The 13,720-nt window shown below is 59.4% G+C and carries 13 protein-coding genes; 5 read left to right on the top strand and 8 right to left on the bottom strand.

Going from position 1 to position 13,720, the window contains the following annotated elements; all coding sequences use genetic code 11:
- Position 1: 1 nt before the first annotated feature.
- Entirely contained in the window at positions 2–865 is an 864-nt protein-coding gene (locus SriyCCGPB3_RS09415; protein WP_350260204.1) for a glycosyltransferase, read from the top strand.
- A gap of 81 nt (positions 866–946) precedes the next feature.
- On the opposite strand, the gene SriyCCGPB3_RS09410 is transcribed toward SriyCCGPB3_RS09415, so the two are convergent.
- The 8 genes from SriyCCGPB3_RS09410 to SriyCCGPB3_RS09375 form a co-directional block, all read right to left on the bottom strand.
- The gene (locus tag SriyCCGPB3_RS09410) at positions 947–1,360 is read right to left on the bottom strand and encodes a serine O-acetyltransferase (protein ID WP_350260203.1); all 414 of its coding nucleotides are present in this window, start codon (positions 1,358–1,360) and stop codon (positions 947–949) included.
- A gap of 11 nt (positions 1,361–1,371) precedes the next feature.
- On the bottom strand, positions 1,372–2,676 hold the full coding sequence (locus SriyCCGPB3_RS09405; RefSeq protein WP_350260202.1) for a flippase: 1,305 nt from the start codon (positions 2,674–2,676) through the stop codon (positions 1,372–1,374).
- 4 nt (positions 2,677–2,680) lie between these two features.
- Positions 2,681–3,460 (bottom strand): glycosyltransferase domain-containing protein, encoded by a 780-nt coding sequence (locus tag SriyCCGPB3_RS09400; protein ID WP_350260201.1) that lies wholly within the window; start codon positions 3,458–3,460, stop codon positions 2,681–2,683.
- On the bottom strand, positions 3,453–4,421 hold the full coding sequence (locus SriyCCGPB3_RS09395) for an EpsG family protein (protein ID WP_350260200.1): 969 nt from the start codon (positions 4,419–4,421) through the stop codon (positions 3,453–3,455). Before SriyCCGPB3_RS09395 ends, SriyCCGPB3_RS09400 begins: the two co-directional genes overlap by 8 nt.
- A 2-nt stretch (positions 4,422–4,423) precedes the next feature.
- Complete coding sequence (locus SriyCCGPB3_RS09390) at positions 4,424–5,335, bottom strand: glycosyltransferase (protein WP_350260199.1); 912 nt, start codon at positions 5,333–5,335, stop codon at positions 4,424–4,426.
- A gap of 39 nt (positions 5,336–5,374) precedes the next feature.
- Positions 5,375–7,585: a polysaccharide biosynthesis tyrosine autokinase gene (locus tag SriyCCGPB3_RS09385; RefSeq protein WP_350260198.1), complete on the bottom strand. Its 2,211-nt coding sequence runs from the start codon at positions 7,583–7,585 to the stop codon at positions 5,375–5,377.
- A gap of 53 nt (positions 7,586–7,638) precedes the next feature.
- On the bottom strand, positions 7,639–8,073 hold the full coding sequence (locus SriyCCGPB3_RS09380; protein ID WP_350260197.1) for a low molecular weight protein-tyrosine-phosphatase: 435 nt from the start codon (positions 8,071–8,073) through the stop codon (positions 7,639–7,641).
- 152 nt (positions 8,074–8,225) lie between these two features.
- On the bottom strand, positions 8,226–9,683 hold the full coding sequence (locus tag SriyCCGPB3_RS09375) for an undecaprenyl-phosphate glucose phosphotransferase (protein ID WP_350260196.1): 1,458 nt from the start codon (positions 9,681–9,683) through the stop codon (positions 8,226–8,228).
- Between the two features lie 422 nt (positions 9,684–10,105).
- Between SriyCCGPB3_RS09375 and amaB the strand changes: the two genes are divergently transcribed.
- From amaB to SriyCCGPB3_RS09355, 4 genes are all read left to right on the top strand, one after another.
- Positions 10,106–11,638 carry an L-piperidine-6-carboxylate dehydrogenase gene (gene amaB / locus SriyCCGPB3_RS09370; RefSeq protein WP_153854958.1) on the top strand — a complete coding sequence of 511 codons (1,533 nt, stop codon included), beginning with the start codon at positions 10,106–10,108 and terminating at the stop codon, positions 11,636–11,638.
- 23 nt (positions 11,639–11,661) lie between these two features.
- Positions 11,662–12,477, top strand: a complete 816-nt coding sequence (locus SriyCCGPB3_RS09365; protein ID WP_433963289.1) for an SDR family NAD(P)-dependent oxidoreductase — start codon at positions 11,662–11,664, stop codon at positions 12,475–12,477.
- Between the two features lie 178 nt (positions 12,478–12,655).
- The gene (locus tag SriyCCGPB3_RS09360) at positions 12,656–12,940 is read left to right on the top strand and encodes a DUF4190 domain-containing protein (RefSeq protein WP_010484694.1); all 285 of its coding nucleotides are present in this window, start codon (positions 12,656–12,658) and stop codon (positions 12,938–12,940) included.
- A gap of 5 nt (positions 12,941–12,945) precedes the next feature.
- Positions 12,946–13,716, top strand: a complete 771-nt coding sequence (locus tag SriyCCGPB3_RS09355; protein WP_350260194.1) for a class I SAM-dependent methyltransferase — start codon at positions 12,946–12,948, stop codon at positions 13,714–13,716.
- The last annotated feature ends 4 nt before the right edge of the window (positions 13,717–13,720 follow it).

Here is a 13,720-nt window from a genome sequence, read left to right as displayed (position 1 = left end):
AATGGAATTTGACTCACAGAATTCAACGCTGCAAGCCCAGGATGGGGCACCCATCTCATACCACGCAGTGATCGTGGACTACGGGAAAGCGGAAGCAGTACATCAACTCATCCGAGCCTTAGCGCAGCAGTCACTGCGCCCTGAATCCATTTCCGTTGTCGATAACAGCCCCGCGGCGGCGGCATGGAGCACGGCGCACCCTGCCAATTCTGTCGATGTGCCAGTGAGCTACGAGCACTTCCCAGAGAACATCGGGTACACCCGAGCCTGCAACATCGGGGCGACTGGCACCTCAACCCATCTACTTTTCCTCAATCCCGACATCGAGCTTCTATCGAAAGACACGATGCGCAGTTTGCTGGGTCACGTTCTTGAGCACAGAATCAATTCGCCAATCGGGGTGACGCAGAAGAATCCAGATGGATCATATGAGCCGGTAGCGCGACGGAGCCCGACGATCAGGGCAATCCTCGCCAGACGGGTGCCCATTGCCAACAGGCTATTCAGCGAATCCCGCGCCGAATACATGGATGCCTACGATTGCGCACATTCGCCAGAGGCGACGAAATCGCTTGAGGTAGACTGGCTGCAGTCATCCTTCCTATTGGTCCCGCGAGCTCTCTGGAACAAGATCGGCGGATTTGATGAGCGCTACTTCGTATTTATGGCGGATGTAGAGTACGGCAATCGCTGTCGCGAACACGGACACCCAATGCAATTGCTGAAAAAATACTGCGTCGCAGCCGACGGAGTTAGATCCAGCCGTGGAGGAATCTCAAGTATTTTCAGGAGCAAGAGTCTCCGAATCCATCTAAAGGATGCGGCGACCTATTTCATTGGAAGATTTGCAACCGGTCGCGGCTGAGCAAAGGATATCTGGCGCGCGCCATTGCGATGAAATTCGTGCAGGTGCGCCGCTTGGTCCCGACAGAATGTTCAATCAGGGCTATGGACGACCACCGCGCACGATCGCGCCAGCCGGAACGGAATCAAAAACAACTGCCCCGGCCCCAACCACCGCATCGTCTCCAATATGGATTGGGCCAATGATGATTGCGCCTGGAAACACTGTCACGCGATCGCCCAGAGTGGGGTAGCCCCCCTTCACGGGGGACCTAGCTCCAATTGTTACGTTCTGATAGATCACGCAGTCGTAACCCAGAAGCACGCCCTTGCCCATTACAACCCCCACTGGGTGCGGCAGGCGCACCCGTCTGCTGACAAGCTCAGCGATGTCGAAGGTTATGTCACAGCTCAGTAGTGGCCGTACTGACTGAAAATAGCTGCAAACCGTCAGGGTCTTGATCCAGCCTTGCGGATGAGCGATCAGAAGTTTGGCGATAAACCGAATGATCTTCACAGGATTCTATCTCATCGTTTTCGAGAGGATCGTAGCATGTCGTTGCATGCAGCAATCAAGCCAACAAGACCTAGGGTCAGAATCGACTTCGTCTGGATCACAAAGCACTCCCGAGTAGATTTTGTCAGTGCATTGCAGAGCCACCCAGCCGCGATCTGACTGACAAGTGCAGCGTAGGCTGCGCCGATTGCGCCGTATCTGGGAATCCAGATGAGGTTCAGTCCGACACCCAGCACTATACCAACGCAAGAACGGATCAGCCGAACGTAGGGCATCCCCTTTGCGACAAAATAATTGGTCGTCGCCCCCCCCGATACCGCAAAGAAGCTGGCCAGAAGAAGTACACATGAGAGACTGACCGAACCAGCGTACTGTTCTCCAAAAAGGAAGGGCACGGCCATCGGGAGAAGCAGACAGAGCACCCCCACCCCAACAGCAGAGAACCCCGACACAACGTCAAGGTATCTACGAACGTTATTCCTAGAGAGATCATTCGAAATCATTGGAAAGAATGACGTACTGACCAGGGTCGGCAAGAAAACAAACGCCTCTGACACCCTCACGCCCACACTGTAGAGTCCAAGCTCGTTGCCGTGCGTCATCTTCTCAAGAATGAACTGATCGACCCGCGTGTAAATGACGATCAATACTGCAGCAATCGCGAGAGGCGCTGACTGGCTCAATAGGCTTTTAGCCAATGCAGGATCAAAGAGGCTCAGCATGATCCTCGGGCGACCCGCAGCCCGAATAAACGCAAACGCAATACTGAGAAATATCACGTCTGAAACGACAGCAACTGACATCCAGACGAAGCCACCGTCATTCAGCAGTATTGCCAGCTTGATCAATGAAGAAAGAGCAAGCGCCCCAACAGAAAGAAGGGTAACAAACCGCGAACTGGAAGTGGCTTGATAGTAAGGAAAATATGTGTTTACGTTATAAAACGGAATGGACATTGCAACGACAATGAATCCAAATCTGAATTCGTCCGACTGCCCCTCTGGCCAGAAGAACGCAGCATAGATGATTAGCGCAATCGACATTATGATCAGAATCGACGCTCTTATCACATAAGCCGTTGACAGCAAAGTGGACTGATCCCCACTCCCTCTCGAAAAATCCCTGAGCAGGATCACGTCCATGCCCATGCCGGCAACGATCCAAGCCGACGCAGCAATCGTTATGTAGAGATTGAGTTTACCAAATGCTTCCGGGCCAAGAGTCCGCGCTATCCAAGCGGTGATTAAAAAGACTGCCCCGACCCTGAAGATCTTTTCAAGCAACATCCAGCCGGCATTGAGCGCAAACAATCGCATTCGATCACCTGGCAAGAGCCGACCGGAATGCGGACAAGAAGCGGAACGTTTTCGTATCCAGATGACGCGCCTTCCATGTCAACCACCGCCGCCGAAGAAATGGCAGATCAGCGCAGGAAGAATGCAGATGGTAGCGAAAGAGCTTTCCGCCAGTACGAGTCGATGCATCAGTCAGAGCGTGGACCCGCGTTCCTGACAGCCAAGCAAGATAAGGCAGACTCAGCTGATCGCGCCGAGGGCCTGCCTCGAACATTTCCCACCAGGCCTGCATCAAAGTAGCCACCGCCTCGGAACGGTGATTTCTTACAATTACATTGTTCTCGAACAATCCCTGATCAGCAGGAAATCCAGCAGCCTCAAGCTTACCGATCAGCAGATCAGCCTCATCACCACTGATCTTCCCGTCTTCGCGACATGCCCGGACTTCTTTATATGAACAGTTCCTCAGAGGATGCCTAGCACAGCACATATCCGCAGAGTTCAACGCAATGTGGATCAATCCGACGGGGGAATCCAGAAGTTCAATGTTCGTGTCAATGTACACACTGGCGGCGTACTCCCCCAGATAGACATGGGGAAAGAACTTGTAATGCCTATTGGTGAGTTGGGCGCCCGACTGACTGGATACATACCGAACATCCCACACATCCGATTTGAGAAGTGGGTCATCCGAGAAGCACACGTAGTCACACTCCGGATCCAGCAGGCGCGGCGACCGAAGAACATCGTAGCCCCCAAAGAGCGCCGTATAGACGACATATTTCTTCATATCAGTGTCACCCATGCTTTGCGAGCTCTGTGGTCAGAAGTACAACCGCACTCTTTACAGAGAAAGCCAAATACAAGAGCCAGAGCGAAAAAATCGCCCAGTTGGCCCTGACGACCCTTGAAATTACAATAATGAAAAAGATGCTGAGAAGCTCGTTGATCCTGACAGCAAAGACCGGAACTGCACTGAGAGCATAGAAGGAGATTGCGCCGAGAAGCGCCAGCTTGTACTCCACCGTAGCCAACTGCTTGGCCGCACCACGAGAAAACGCCATCGCAATCAGGGCGCATACTTGAATCGCCGGAAGCGCTGATAGGATATTGATCTTGGAATGAGCACCCTCGCTCAGCAGCTGATAGTAGACCGCAACTTTTTCGAAGGGGAGTACGGGCAGAACGAAGGAGGAAAAGATGAATATTGAAGTTGCAGCCGCGAAAGCCCAGACGAATACGACCCTGGGAGCAGGAGAGAACCTGCTGCTCAGCACGTGCAACACCACCACCACGAGCAGCGATATATGGGTGAGGCAGGCTGCCACTTGCAGCAGAACCCGAAGCGCCAGACTCCTGCCTACGAGGTAAAAGGATGCTAGGCAGAACGCAAACGCGAGCGACATCCGAATCTGCGTATATGCCTGAACCCAAAGTAGGAAGCTTGCATACGTCAGGACCGCAACCAGCGGCCTGGTCGTCGCACGAAAAAGAGCGAGGCAGGTGAGACAGACGGTTACAGCTCCGAGAAACATCCAGAGCCCGCCCTTTGCTCCGCCTGACTCACTCCAGGCCCTGATGATGAGATAGAAAAGTGAGTCTGTCTTGTTGGCGATCTCACCCAATGGCAGCTCAGCCCCCATTGCGTAGTACGCATCGTAGATCACAGCATCCTGCCAGACACCTAGGTTGCGTGTTCCGACCCAGCAGCCAGCCAGAGCAAAAATTGCAGCCAGGCCCAACCAGCGCAAACCCTTGTATGACACGTTCAACGCGCTTCTCGCAGTGCTGCCATCATTGATCGGCAGAACGCAGCCGCATATTCACCGCGATTTGGCAGAAGTGCGACGTTCCTGGCGAAATCAGCGCCGGTGACAGCTAGATCCAAAAGTACGAACAGCGGAAACCGCCGCCCCCACTTCTTCCAAACCCGCACCCTGTTACGAATTATCCCGGCGTGCCGGCCCAGCGAATAATTTGGCGGATCCATTCGACGCGAACCGGCGGCTTTATTACCAATCCCATGCTGCATCCTCACGGACGTATCTAGCAGAACAAGCCCGCCAGAATCCGCCAAGGAAAGGCAATAGTCGATATCGACCATGTCGAGCCCAAGCGTTTCATCGTGAGTGCATTCGCAAGGAACCCGCTCAAGATCAATAACAGTGCCACTCGTAATCACAAAATAAGCCGGCTTAACGCCCTCATCGCGTGATATCCATCGCGATAAGGGTACGCCACGCCAATTCAGCACAAACCGACCAGCCTTCTGAGTGGCCGAATTGTCGTAAACCGGGCCAATAACACTCCCGCCGCGAGAACACAACGAATCAATCAAACGCGAAATCATACCCAGCGGAACGGCGGAATCGTGGTCAAACAGCGCGATGTATCTAAATCCGCTCTGTCGCGCGTACGCGGTTGCGGCATTCAACGCGCCCGCAATTCCACCGCGATTGCCATTCTCAATAATCTCGACATCTTTGACCTGGACAGATCCGGCTTTAAAGTTATTGACAACAATCAGCTTGTCAACCTGCATCTTGATGGGAGCGAGCCTTGATTCAAATTCATCATCAGGATTGAACGCGACTACACACGCGAGACATCGGCCTGCCGCATCTCGCCCAGCATCCAATTCAGCCGGCGAGCCGGTCATATGCACACCTTTGTCAATCATGAAGAAACAGCCAGGCAGCGCAAATCCAAAGAAACCAGGTCAGTTGGAAGACTTATATTCGTAGTAACCATAGCTGTAATAGCCCGTGGCACGACGCTGGACAGCGTTGAAGATCGCACCCTTGATTCGAACGTTGTTCTGCTCAAAACGATGCTTGGCCAGCGCCAACTCCTTCACCTGATTTAGTCCGAATCTCGCCACCATCAAACAAGTACCCGCGTGATGCGCAATGATTGCCGCGTCGGTCACAGCAAGAATCGGCGGGGTATCGACAATGACCAGATCATACTGGGACGACATCTGTTCAAGAAGCTGCGTGAAGTTGGCATGCATCAACAGCTCGGACGGATTCGGAGGAACGTCGCCACGGGCAATGAAACTCAGGCTGTCAATATCCGGAAGAGTCCGCACGACCTGTGACAGGTCGGCCTTGCCAACCAAGAGATCTGAAAGGCCCGGAGACTGCACTGCACCCAGCGCCTTGTGCAGGGTGCCCTTTCGCATGTCGGCATCTATGATGAGTACACGCTGACCAGCTTGCGCGATTACGGCAGCTAGGTTCGACGACACGAACGTCTTGCCCGCATTAGGGCTGGCGCCGGAAATCAGAACGATGTTGTTCTTCGCTTCCAGACGAGCGAAATGCAAGCTGGTGCGGAGGCTGCGCACGGCCTCGATCGCCAGATCGGCAGGATCCTTGACGGCCAGAAGATGCAACTTACCATCTGCACGGAACTTGCCACGGACAGAGTCACTCTGCTGCTGCGCACTCACGGGAATCGAGGCATAGACGGGCAGGCCAAGCTCTTCAATCTGCGCCGGATCTTCCACGCCACGATTGAGCATCTGCTTCAGCAGGACCAGCGCAATGGAAAGGAATGCGCCAAGAACGGTGCCGATCAGCACGACGAGCGCTTTGCGCGGCCTAACCGGGCTGGTGGAATCAACCTCGGCCGGATCCACGATACGCACATTGCCCACCGTACCCGCGCGCGCAACGTCCAGCTGCTGAGCCTGGTTCAGCATGCCGGTGTACATCTCATTGCTGACCTGAAGATCACGCGTCAAGCGCAGCAACTCCTGCTGAGCTTCGGGCAATTGCTTCACCTGCCCCTGGAATCCACTCTTTCGACCCTCCAGCTCTCCTATCTGCCGCATCAGCGCCTGATAGGCCGGATGATCACGCGTGAACTTGCGATCCATCTCCGCCTGCTGCAATCGCAGCTGCTGGATGCTGGTTTCCACGGCCACTTCCTGATCCAGCAAGCCCTTGGTCTGCAAGCTCAGATCCACGGAGTTGGCGCGCGTCTGGTAGGCACTCAGCGCCTTCTGCGCAGCGTCCACCTGACTACGTACGTTGGGCAACTGCTCCTTCACGAAGGTCAGCTGCGCAGAAGCTTCGGCCGAGTTTCGTTCCACGTTCTGTCGCACATAGGCCTGGGCGACCTGCTGCAGGAAACGCTGTGCAAGATCAGGATCCGCATTCTCATAGGCCAGCGTCAGGATGCCCGACTCCTTGCCCGACTCACTTACAGCAACCTTCTTCTGCAGCTCTCCCACCACCGTGAGGTGACGCTGGCGGGTCACTTCAAAACGCATACCTGGATGCGCGCGCATCTCGGCAATCTGCGCGGTCACCCCCTTTCCGCTGGCGACCTTGCCGACCTGCCCGTTCAACAGAAGATTGTCGTCTTCGTCGAACAGTTCATAGCTGCTGTTCTCGCCGACGACCAGAGTCATCGGGTGCGCAAGCAGCGCGCGCGGCACGTCCAGCTGGAAGATCTCCAGCTTCTCGCCGCCCCAGCCGAAACGGCTCATGCCAAAGCGCACATCAGCCAGAGCGTCTGGATCGGCACGCTCCGCCTTGCGCGCAACGTAGCCACCCAGGAGCGGGAAGCGATTGGGCTCGATGGTGATATCCAGCTTCAATGCATCGACTGCGCTGCCAACCACCGCGCGAGAGGTGATGAGCGCGATCTCGGTTGTCGCCTCCGCCGTGCCACCTCCAATACCAAGCGACTGACTGATATCAGAAAGGCCTGGCAGACTCGGCACTTTTGATTCAACCTGCACGATCGCGTCGGCACGATAGATGGGCGTCGCCAGCAGGGCATATGCGGCAGCAACGGCGAAAAACGTCCCCGTAATTCCGGCAATCCACCATTTGTGGTCAATCAGCGTGCCGAGCAACTGCCGCAGGTCGATTTCATCAGCATCATCCTGCGCCGGACTACGGGTATCGGTGGTCATCTGTAGGAACTCTTCAATTGGATGTAGGTGCAGTCAGAGAGGAGATGCAAGCACTACAGGTGCCGCGCCCAACTCTCCACACCCTCGGCCATCAACTTGTAGACATGCTCGAACGCCGGGCGTTGCTGGCGGTATGGATCGGGAATCTCCCGATCCTGCTGCCATTTGCCCAGCAGGAAAGTTTTTCCTGACGCCTGCGGCGCGATTTCGGCGATGCGGCGCACGTGCTTGCGCTCCATGGTCAGCACCAGATCAGCGGCTCCCAGGATGGCGTCATCGATCTGGCGCGCGCGATGTCCCAGGCCATCCATGCCCTGCTCCACCAGCAACTCCTGCGCCGTAGCATCAATGCCATGCCCAACCAGCGCACCGAGACCAGCGGAGGACACCTGGATCCCCTTGCCCTCGACCGCCTGGCGCAGCATCACTTCTGCGGAGGGACTGCGGCAGATGTTGCCGACACATACAAAAAGAACGTTCTTGAACACTGACCTGGATCCTGTGGCATTCCTTGCAGCGCACGCGACCAGAACATCCGGGGCCGGCGGCAGCCGCACAGCATACCTTACAAGCACACTACAGGCGATGAAATCGCCAACAGATTCATGGAATTACGTCGCAGTTCCAGAAATCGATCACCCTAGTACGCCGATTTCTGACCCAGCACCTTCAAGGCTGTCAGCGCAATGATCCGCACGTCCAGCGTCGGGCTCCAGCGTCGGATGTAGTCGATGTCGTACTGCACGCGCTTCTTCATCGAGCGCAGCTCCGGGGTCTCGCCACGCAATCCGTGCACCTGCGCCCAGCCTGTGATTCCCGGCTTGACGTAGTGGCGGTGCATGTAGCGTTCGATCACCCGCTCGTAGTGGTTGTTGTGCTGGATCGCGTGCGGTCGCGGCCCCACCACGGACATGTTCCCACCCAGTACATTGAAGAACTGCGGCAGCTCGTCCAGGCTGCTGCGGCGCAGGAAGGCGCCAAACCGCGTGACGCGCGGATCACCGCGCGTTGCCTGGGTGATCTGCCCCGCGCCCTCTGCGTGCACACGCATGGAGCGGAACTTGAGCATCCAGAATTCCTTGCCGCCCAGTCCGTGACGCTTCTGCCGGAAAAGCACCGGCCCCGGCGAACTCAGCTTCACGCCAATGGCCAGCACGGCAAACAACGGCGCCAGCAGGATCACCGCTGCACCCGCGACGACAATGTCCTCGACCCGTTTGAACACGCGGAATCGATGATCCACCAAGCCTTGACGTACGCCGATCATCGGCACATCACCCACCTGGTACACGCCCGGATTAAGCGCCCCCAAACCCGTGGTATCGGGAATCAGGCGCACCGGCACCGGAAATCGCTCGATCTGCTTGAGCATGTCCTTGATCGCGGCCGCGTGCCCCATCGGCATCGACACCCAGACCTGGTCGAATTCGCCGCGGTGCTGATCCATGTACTGCGGAACGTCTTCCAGCCGCCCCAGCCGGCACGGCGCGTCCCCACCGCGACGGGTGGCGATATCGCCCGCACTGGCGAAATAGCCGATGACGTCCTTGCCAAGCTCTGGCTTTCCACGCAGCAGGCGATGCAACCTCAAAGCAGGGGCCCGCAGTCCGACCAGCAGGATCCGCTCATGGTCCATCCCGCGCGAGCGCAGGCGGTGCAACTGCACCCTCAGCAATACGCGCAATGCAGCCATTGAGCCCAGGCCAAAGGCATACCAGCCAATCAGCCAGGTAGAGGGGACCGCATCGGCAAGTCCGACCAGGACGACGTAGATCGAGAACAACGCGAAGGTGGCAGACCACGCCAACAGCAGCAGCCAGAGATCGGCAAGCAACCCGCGCATCCGCCAGTTCCGATACAGCGGCGCAACGGAGAAGCAGACGATGGCGCTGAGAATCACCGCGCCAAACACGATTCGCTGGGAGGAATCCGGCGCAGCCGCGCCATACAACACGATGTGGGAGAGCACCGCCATGCCCGGCAGCAGCAACAGATCGCCCAGGCGCAACCCCAACTCAAGGGCCGCCCGGGCTTCGACGCGGCGGCGGCCTGCCCGGGCCCGCGCTGCGGGGAGGTCTTCTACTGATCCATGTAGCAAAGCACTTCTCCATTCACGACTCGACCGAACGCTGAATTGTTCGTCTTCACGCGCATGGACTCCCCAGCCAGCACGTGATTGTCAAAGGTTTGTCAATCAGGCGTGACTGAATTGTGAATGATGTCCGGGCCAAAAGATAGGAATTTCGACAGGGCAGACACCTGACCGTACGACCTTACCAAGGTGTAAGTCATTGCAACTATTACGAATTTTAAATGTGTCAATCTGCATCAAAATGGGTCATTTCACGTCAAACCTGAACCTTCCCAATGGGCTCGACGTCGGTTCTTTGACGTCCCATTCCACCCCGCACCGCACCAAAGCCCAGCAACCTCCCTCTGCTACCATCGGCGGTTCTGTTCATCGCGTCCCCCACCTGCCCGCGATGGCGCCAAACAACGTAACGAAACACAGGAGTCTGCATGTCTTCCGAGCTGCTCAAGTCCCTTGGCCTGGACGCGATCAACGCTGGCACGTACCTGGGCAACGGGGAGTGGTCGAGCGCGACCGCTGGTGAGCTGATCACCCCGGTCAACCCGACCACCGGCGAGCCGATCGCACAGGTCCGCGCGACCACCGAGGCCGAGTACGAGACCGTCGTCGCCCGCGCCCAGGAAGCCTTCAAGGTCTGGCGCACCACGCCTGCCCCGCGCCGCGGTGAAGCCGTGCGCCTGTGCGGTGAAGCGCTGCGCAAGCACAAGGACGCCCTGGGCTCGCTGGTTGCGCTGGAAATGGGCAAGAGCAAGCCGGAAGGCGACGGCGAAGTGCAGGAGATGATCGACATCGCCGATTTCGCCGTGGGCCAGAGCCGCATGCTGTACGGCTACACCATGCATTCCGAGCGCCCCGGCCACCGCATGTATGAGCAGTACCACCCGCTGGGCCTGGTCGGCATCATCTCGGCCTTCAACTTCCCGGTCGCGGTGTGGAGCTGGAATTCGTTCCTGGCCGCCATCTGTGGCGACGTGTGCATCTGGAAGCCGTCCAACAAGACGCCGCTGACCGCCATCGCCTCGCTGAAGATCTGCAACGACGCCCTGCGCGAGGCCGGCTTCCCGGACATCTTCTTCCTGATCAACGATGCCGGTACCGCGCTGTCGGAGAAAATGGTCGATGACCGTCGCGTGCCGCTGATCAGCTTCACCGGCTCGACCCAGGTCGGCCGCACCGTCAACGAGAAGGTCGCGCGCCGCCTCGGCCGCTGCCTGCTGGAGCTGGGCGGCAACAATGCCATCATCCTGGACGAAACCGCCGACCTGAAGCTGGCCGTGCCGGGCATCGTATTCGGCGCGGTCGGTACCGCCGGCCAGCGCTGCACCACCACCCGCCGCCTGATCGTGCACCGCTCGATCTATGCCGACGTGCTGGCCACGCTGGTCAAGGCCTACAAGCAGGTCGAAGGCAAGATCGGCGACCCGACCGATGCCGCCAACCTGATGGGCCCGCTGAACAGCGATGGCGCCGTGCAGCAGTTCCTCGATGCCATCGCCCAGGCCAAGGCGGCCGGCGGCACCATCGAAACCGGCGGCACCCGCATCGACCGCGCAGGCAACTTCGTGCTGCCGGCGATCGTCTCGGGCCTGAAGAACAGCGACGCCGTGGTCCAGCATGAGACCTTCGCGCCTATCCTGTACGTGATGCCGTACGACAGCATCGACGATGCCATCGACATGCAGAACGGCGTGCCGCAGGGCCTGTCGTCCTCGATCTTCACCCAGAACCTGAAGACCGCCGAGAAGTTCCTGTCGGCGGCCGGCAGCGACTGCGGCATCGCCAACATCAACATCGGCACGTCCGGTGCGGAGATCGGCGGTGCCTTCGGTGGCGAGAAGGACACCGGCGGTGGCCGCGAGTCCGGCTCGGATGCGTGGAAGGTCTACATGCGCCGCCAGACCAACACCATCAACTATTCGGACTCGCTGCCGCTGGCCCAGGGCATCAAGTTCGATCTGTGATGGCAACGGATCCGGCCACGTCCATGGGTCAGAGCCCCTCCGGGGATCTGATCCCAGAAAAGGGTCGGCCGCCCGCAGGGGCGCCGACCCTCGATTTCACCGGCCGCCGCGTGTTGATCGCCGGCGGCAGCAAGGGCATTGGCCGTGAAATGGCGCTGGCGTTTGCCGGCGCCGGTGCGCAGGTCTCGGCCTGCGCGCGCGGCCAGGTGGGCCTGGATGGCCTGCGCGCCGATGCACGGGCACAGGGCTTCGAACTGCACACATTTTCCGCCGATCTGGCCGATCCCGGCCAGATCCAGGCGTGGCTGCAGGCCGCCGCCGACGCGCTCGGCGGCATCGATGTGCTGGTCAACAACGCCACCGGCTACGGCATGGCCGACGACGAGGACGGCTGGGCCGCCAGCCTGCAGGTCGACTTGATGGCGGCCGTGCGTGCATCGCGCCTGGCACTGCCGTGGCTGCGTGCGTCCAGCGACGCCTGCATTCTCAATCTCTCTTCGATCGCCGCGCAGCAGCCGCGCCCCGGTGGCGCACCCTACGCCGCCGCCAAGGCCGCGCTTTCGCACTACACCACCTCGCAGGCCCTCGCGTTGGCCAAGGACCGGATCCGCGTCAACGCAATCGCGCCGGGCTCGATCGAGTTCGATGACGGCCTCTGGGACCGCCGCCGCACCGAAGACCCCGCGCTGTACCACGGCACGCTGGCGAAGATTCCGTTCGGTCGCTTCGGCCACCCGCGTGAGATCGCCGATGCCGCCCTGTTCCTGTGCTCGCCGCTGGCGCGCTGGATCACCGGCCATGTGCTCAGCGTGGATGGTGGCCAGGTGTTGATGGGCTGACACCGGCACTCCGGTAGCTGCCAACCTTGGTTGGCATGCCTTTCGTCGACCAAGTTCGAGGCCTACCTGGCTGAAATGCCTTTCGTCGACCAAGGTCGACGCCCACCATCGCATCCGCCGGGCATGGGATTGCCCGGGCAGAGGCACTATCATGTGCACACTGCCAAGGAGGACCCCGATGAGCGTGGCACCCCGACAGACAAGCGCCCTGGCCGTGGTCAGCCTGGTCATGGGCATCGCCAGCTGGACCGTCCTGCCCTTCGTGGCCAGCATCGTGGCCATCATCACCGGCCACATGGCCCGCGCCGAGATCCGCCGCCGCCCGCATGAACTGGAAGGCGATGGCCTGGCCGTCACCGGTCTGGTACTGGGCTGGGTGATGGTCGGCGCGGTGATCGCCGCCATCCTGGTCTTCATCCTGTTCTTCGGCGGCCTGGCCTGGCTCGCTGCGATGTCGAACTGACTGCCATGACCGCTTCCGACAGCACTGAACGCTTCAGCAGCCGCGTCGCCGATTACGTCCGCTACCGGCCCGATTACCCACCCGCGCTGCTGGAATGGCTGCACGGCCCGATGGGCGTCAGCCGCGAGGCGCTGGTCGCCGACATCGGCGCCGGTACCGGTATTTCCAGCCGCCAGTTCCTGGCCAGCGGCCATCCGGTAGTCGCGGTTGAACCCAACGCCGCCATGCGCGCCGCGGCCGAGCAATGGCTGGCACCGCAGTACCCGCAGTTCCGCGCGGTCGACGGCCGCGCCGAGGCCACCACACTGGACGACGCCAGCATCGATCTGGTCAGTGTCGCGCAGGCCTTCCACTGGTTCGACACCGTGGCGGTGCGCGCCGAGTGGCAGCGCATCCTGCGCCCGGGTGGCCTGGCACTGATCTACTGGAACTCGCGCCTGCTCGATGCCAGTCCGTTCCTGGTCGGCTACGAACAGCTGCTGCTGGATTACGGCACCGACTACTCCGCCGTGGCCGAGCGCTACCAGGACGATGCCACCATGCAGGCCTGGTTCGGCTCCGGCCTGCTCGGCATGGTGGAGCTGCCGAACGTGCAGCACCTGGACTTCGATGCCCTGCGCGGGCGCCTGCTGTCCTCCTCCTATGCCCCGCAAGCCGGTCATCCGCGCCACGCGCCGATGATCGACGCTCTGCAGGACCTGTTCGCCGCCCACGCGGTCGACGGCCAGGTCGCTTTTGAATATCGAACCCGAGCCTTCCTCGGCACGCTGGACTGAACCG

Source organism: Stenotrophomonas riyadhensis, assembly GCF_040256885.1.
Lineage (GTDB): Bacteria > Pseudomonadota > Gammaproteobacteria > Xanthomonadales > Xanthomonadaceae > Stenotrophomonas > Stenotrophomonas riyadhensis.
The sequence above is the reverse complement of the archived record's forward strand: the minus strand, read 5'-3'. Positions and strand labels throughout refer to the sequence as shown.

Excerpts from the sequence above, each read along its gene's own strand:
- SriyCCGPB3_RS09415 (WP_350260204.1), top strand. The coding sequence starts at position 2 with ATGGAATTTGACTCACAGAATTCAACGCTGCAAGCCCAGGATGGGGCA.
- SriyCCGPB3_RS09405 (WP_350260202.1), bottom strand. The coding sequence starts at position 2,676 with ATGCGATTGTTTGCGCTCAATGCCGGCTGGATGTTGCTTGAAAAGATC.
- SriyCCGPB3_RS09400 (WP_350260201.1), bottom strand. The coding sequence starts at position 3,460 with ATGGGTGACACTGATATGAAGAAATATGTCGTCTATACGGCGCTCTTT.
- SriyCCGPB3_RS09390 (WP_350260199.1), bottom strand. The coding sequence starts at position 5,335 with ATGATTGACAAAGGTGTGCATATGACCGGCTCGCCGGCTGAATTGGAT.
- SriyCCGPB3_RS09385 (WP_350260198.1), bottom strand. The coding sequence starts at position 7,585 with ATGACCACCGATACCCGTAGTCCGGCGCAGGATGATGCTGATGAAATC.
- amaB (WP_153854958.1), top strand. The coding sequence starts at position 10,106 with ATGTCTTCCGAGCTGCTCAAGTCCCTTGGCCTGGACGCGATCAACGCT.
- SriyCCGPB3_RS09365 (WP_433963289.1), top strand. The coding sequence starts at position 11,662 with ATGGGTCAGAGCCCCTCCGGGGATCTGATCCCAGAAAAGGGTCGGCCG.
- SriyCCGPB3_RS09360 (WP_010484694.1), top strand. The coding sequence starts at position 12,656 with ATGAGCGTGGCACCCCGACAGACAAGCGCCCTGGCCGTGGTCAGCCTG.
- SriyCCGPB3_RS09355 (WP_350260194.1), top strand. The coding sequence starts at position 12,946 with ATGACCGCTTCCGACAGCACTGAACGCTTCAGCAGCCGCGTCGCCGAT.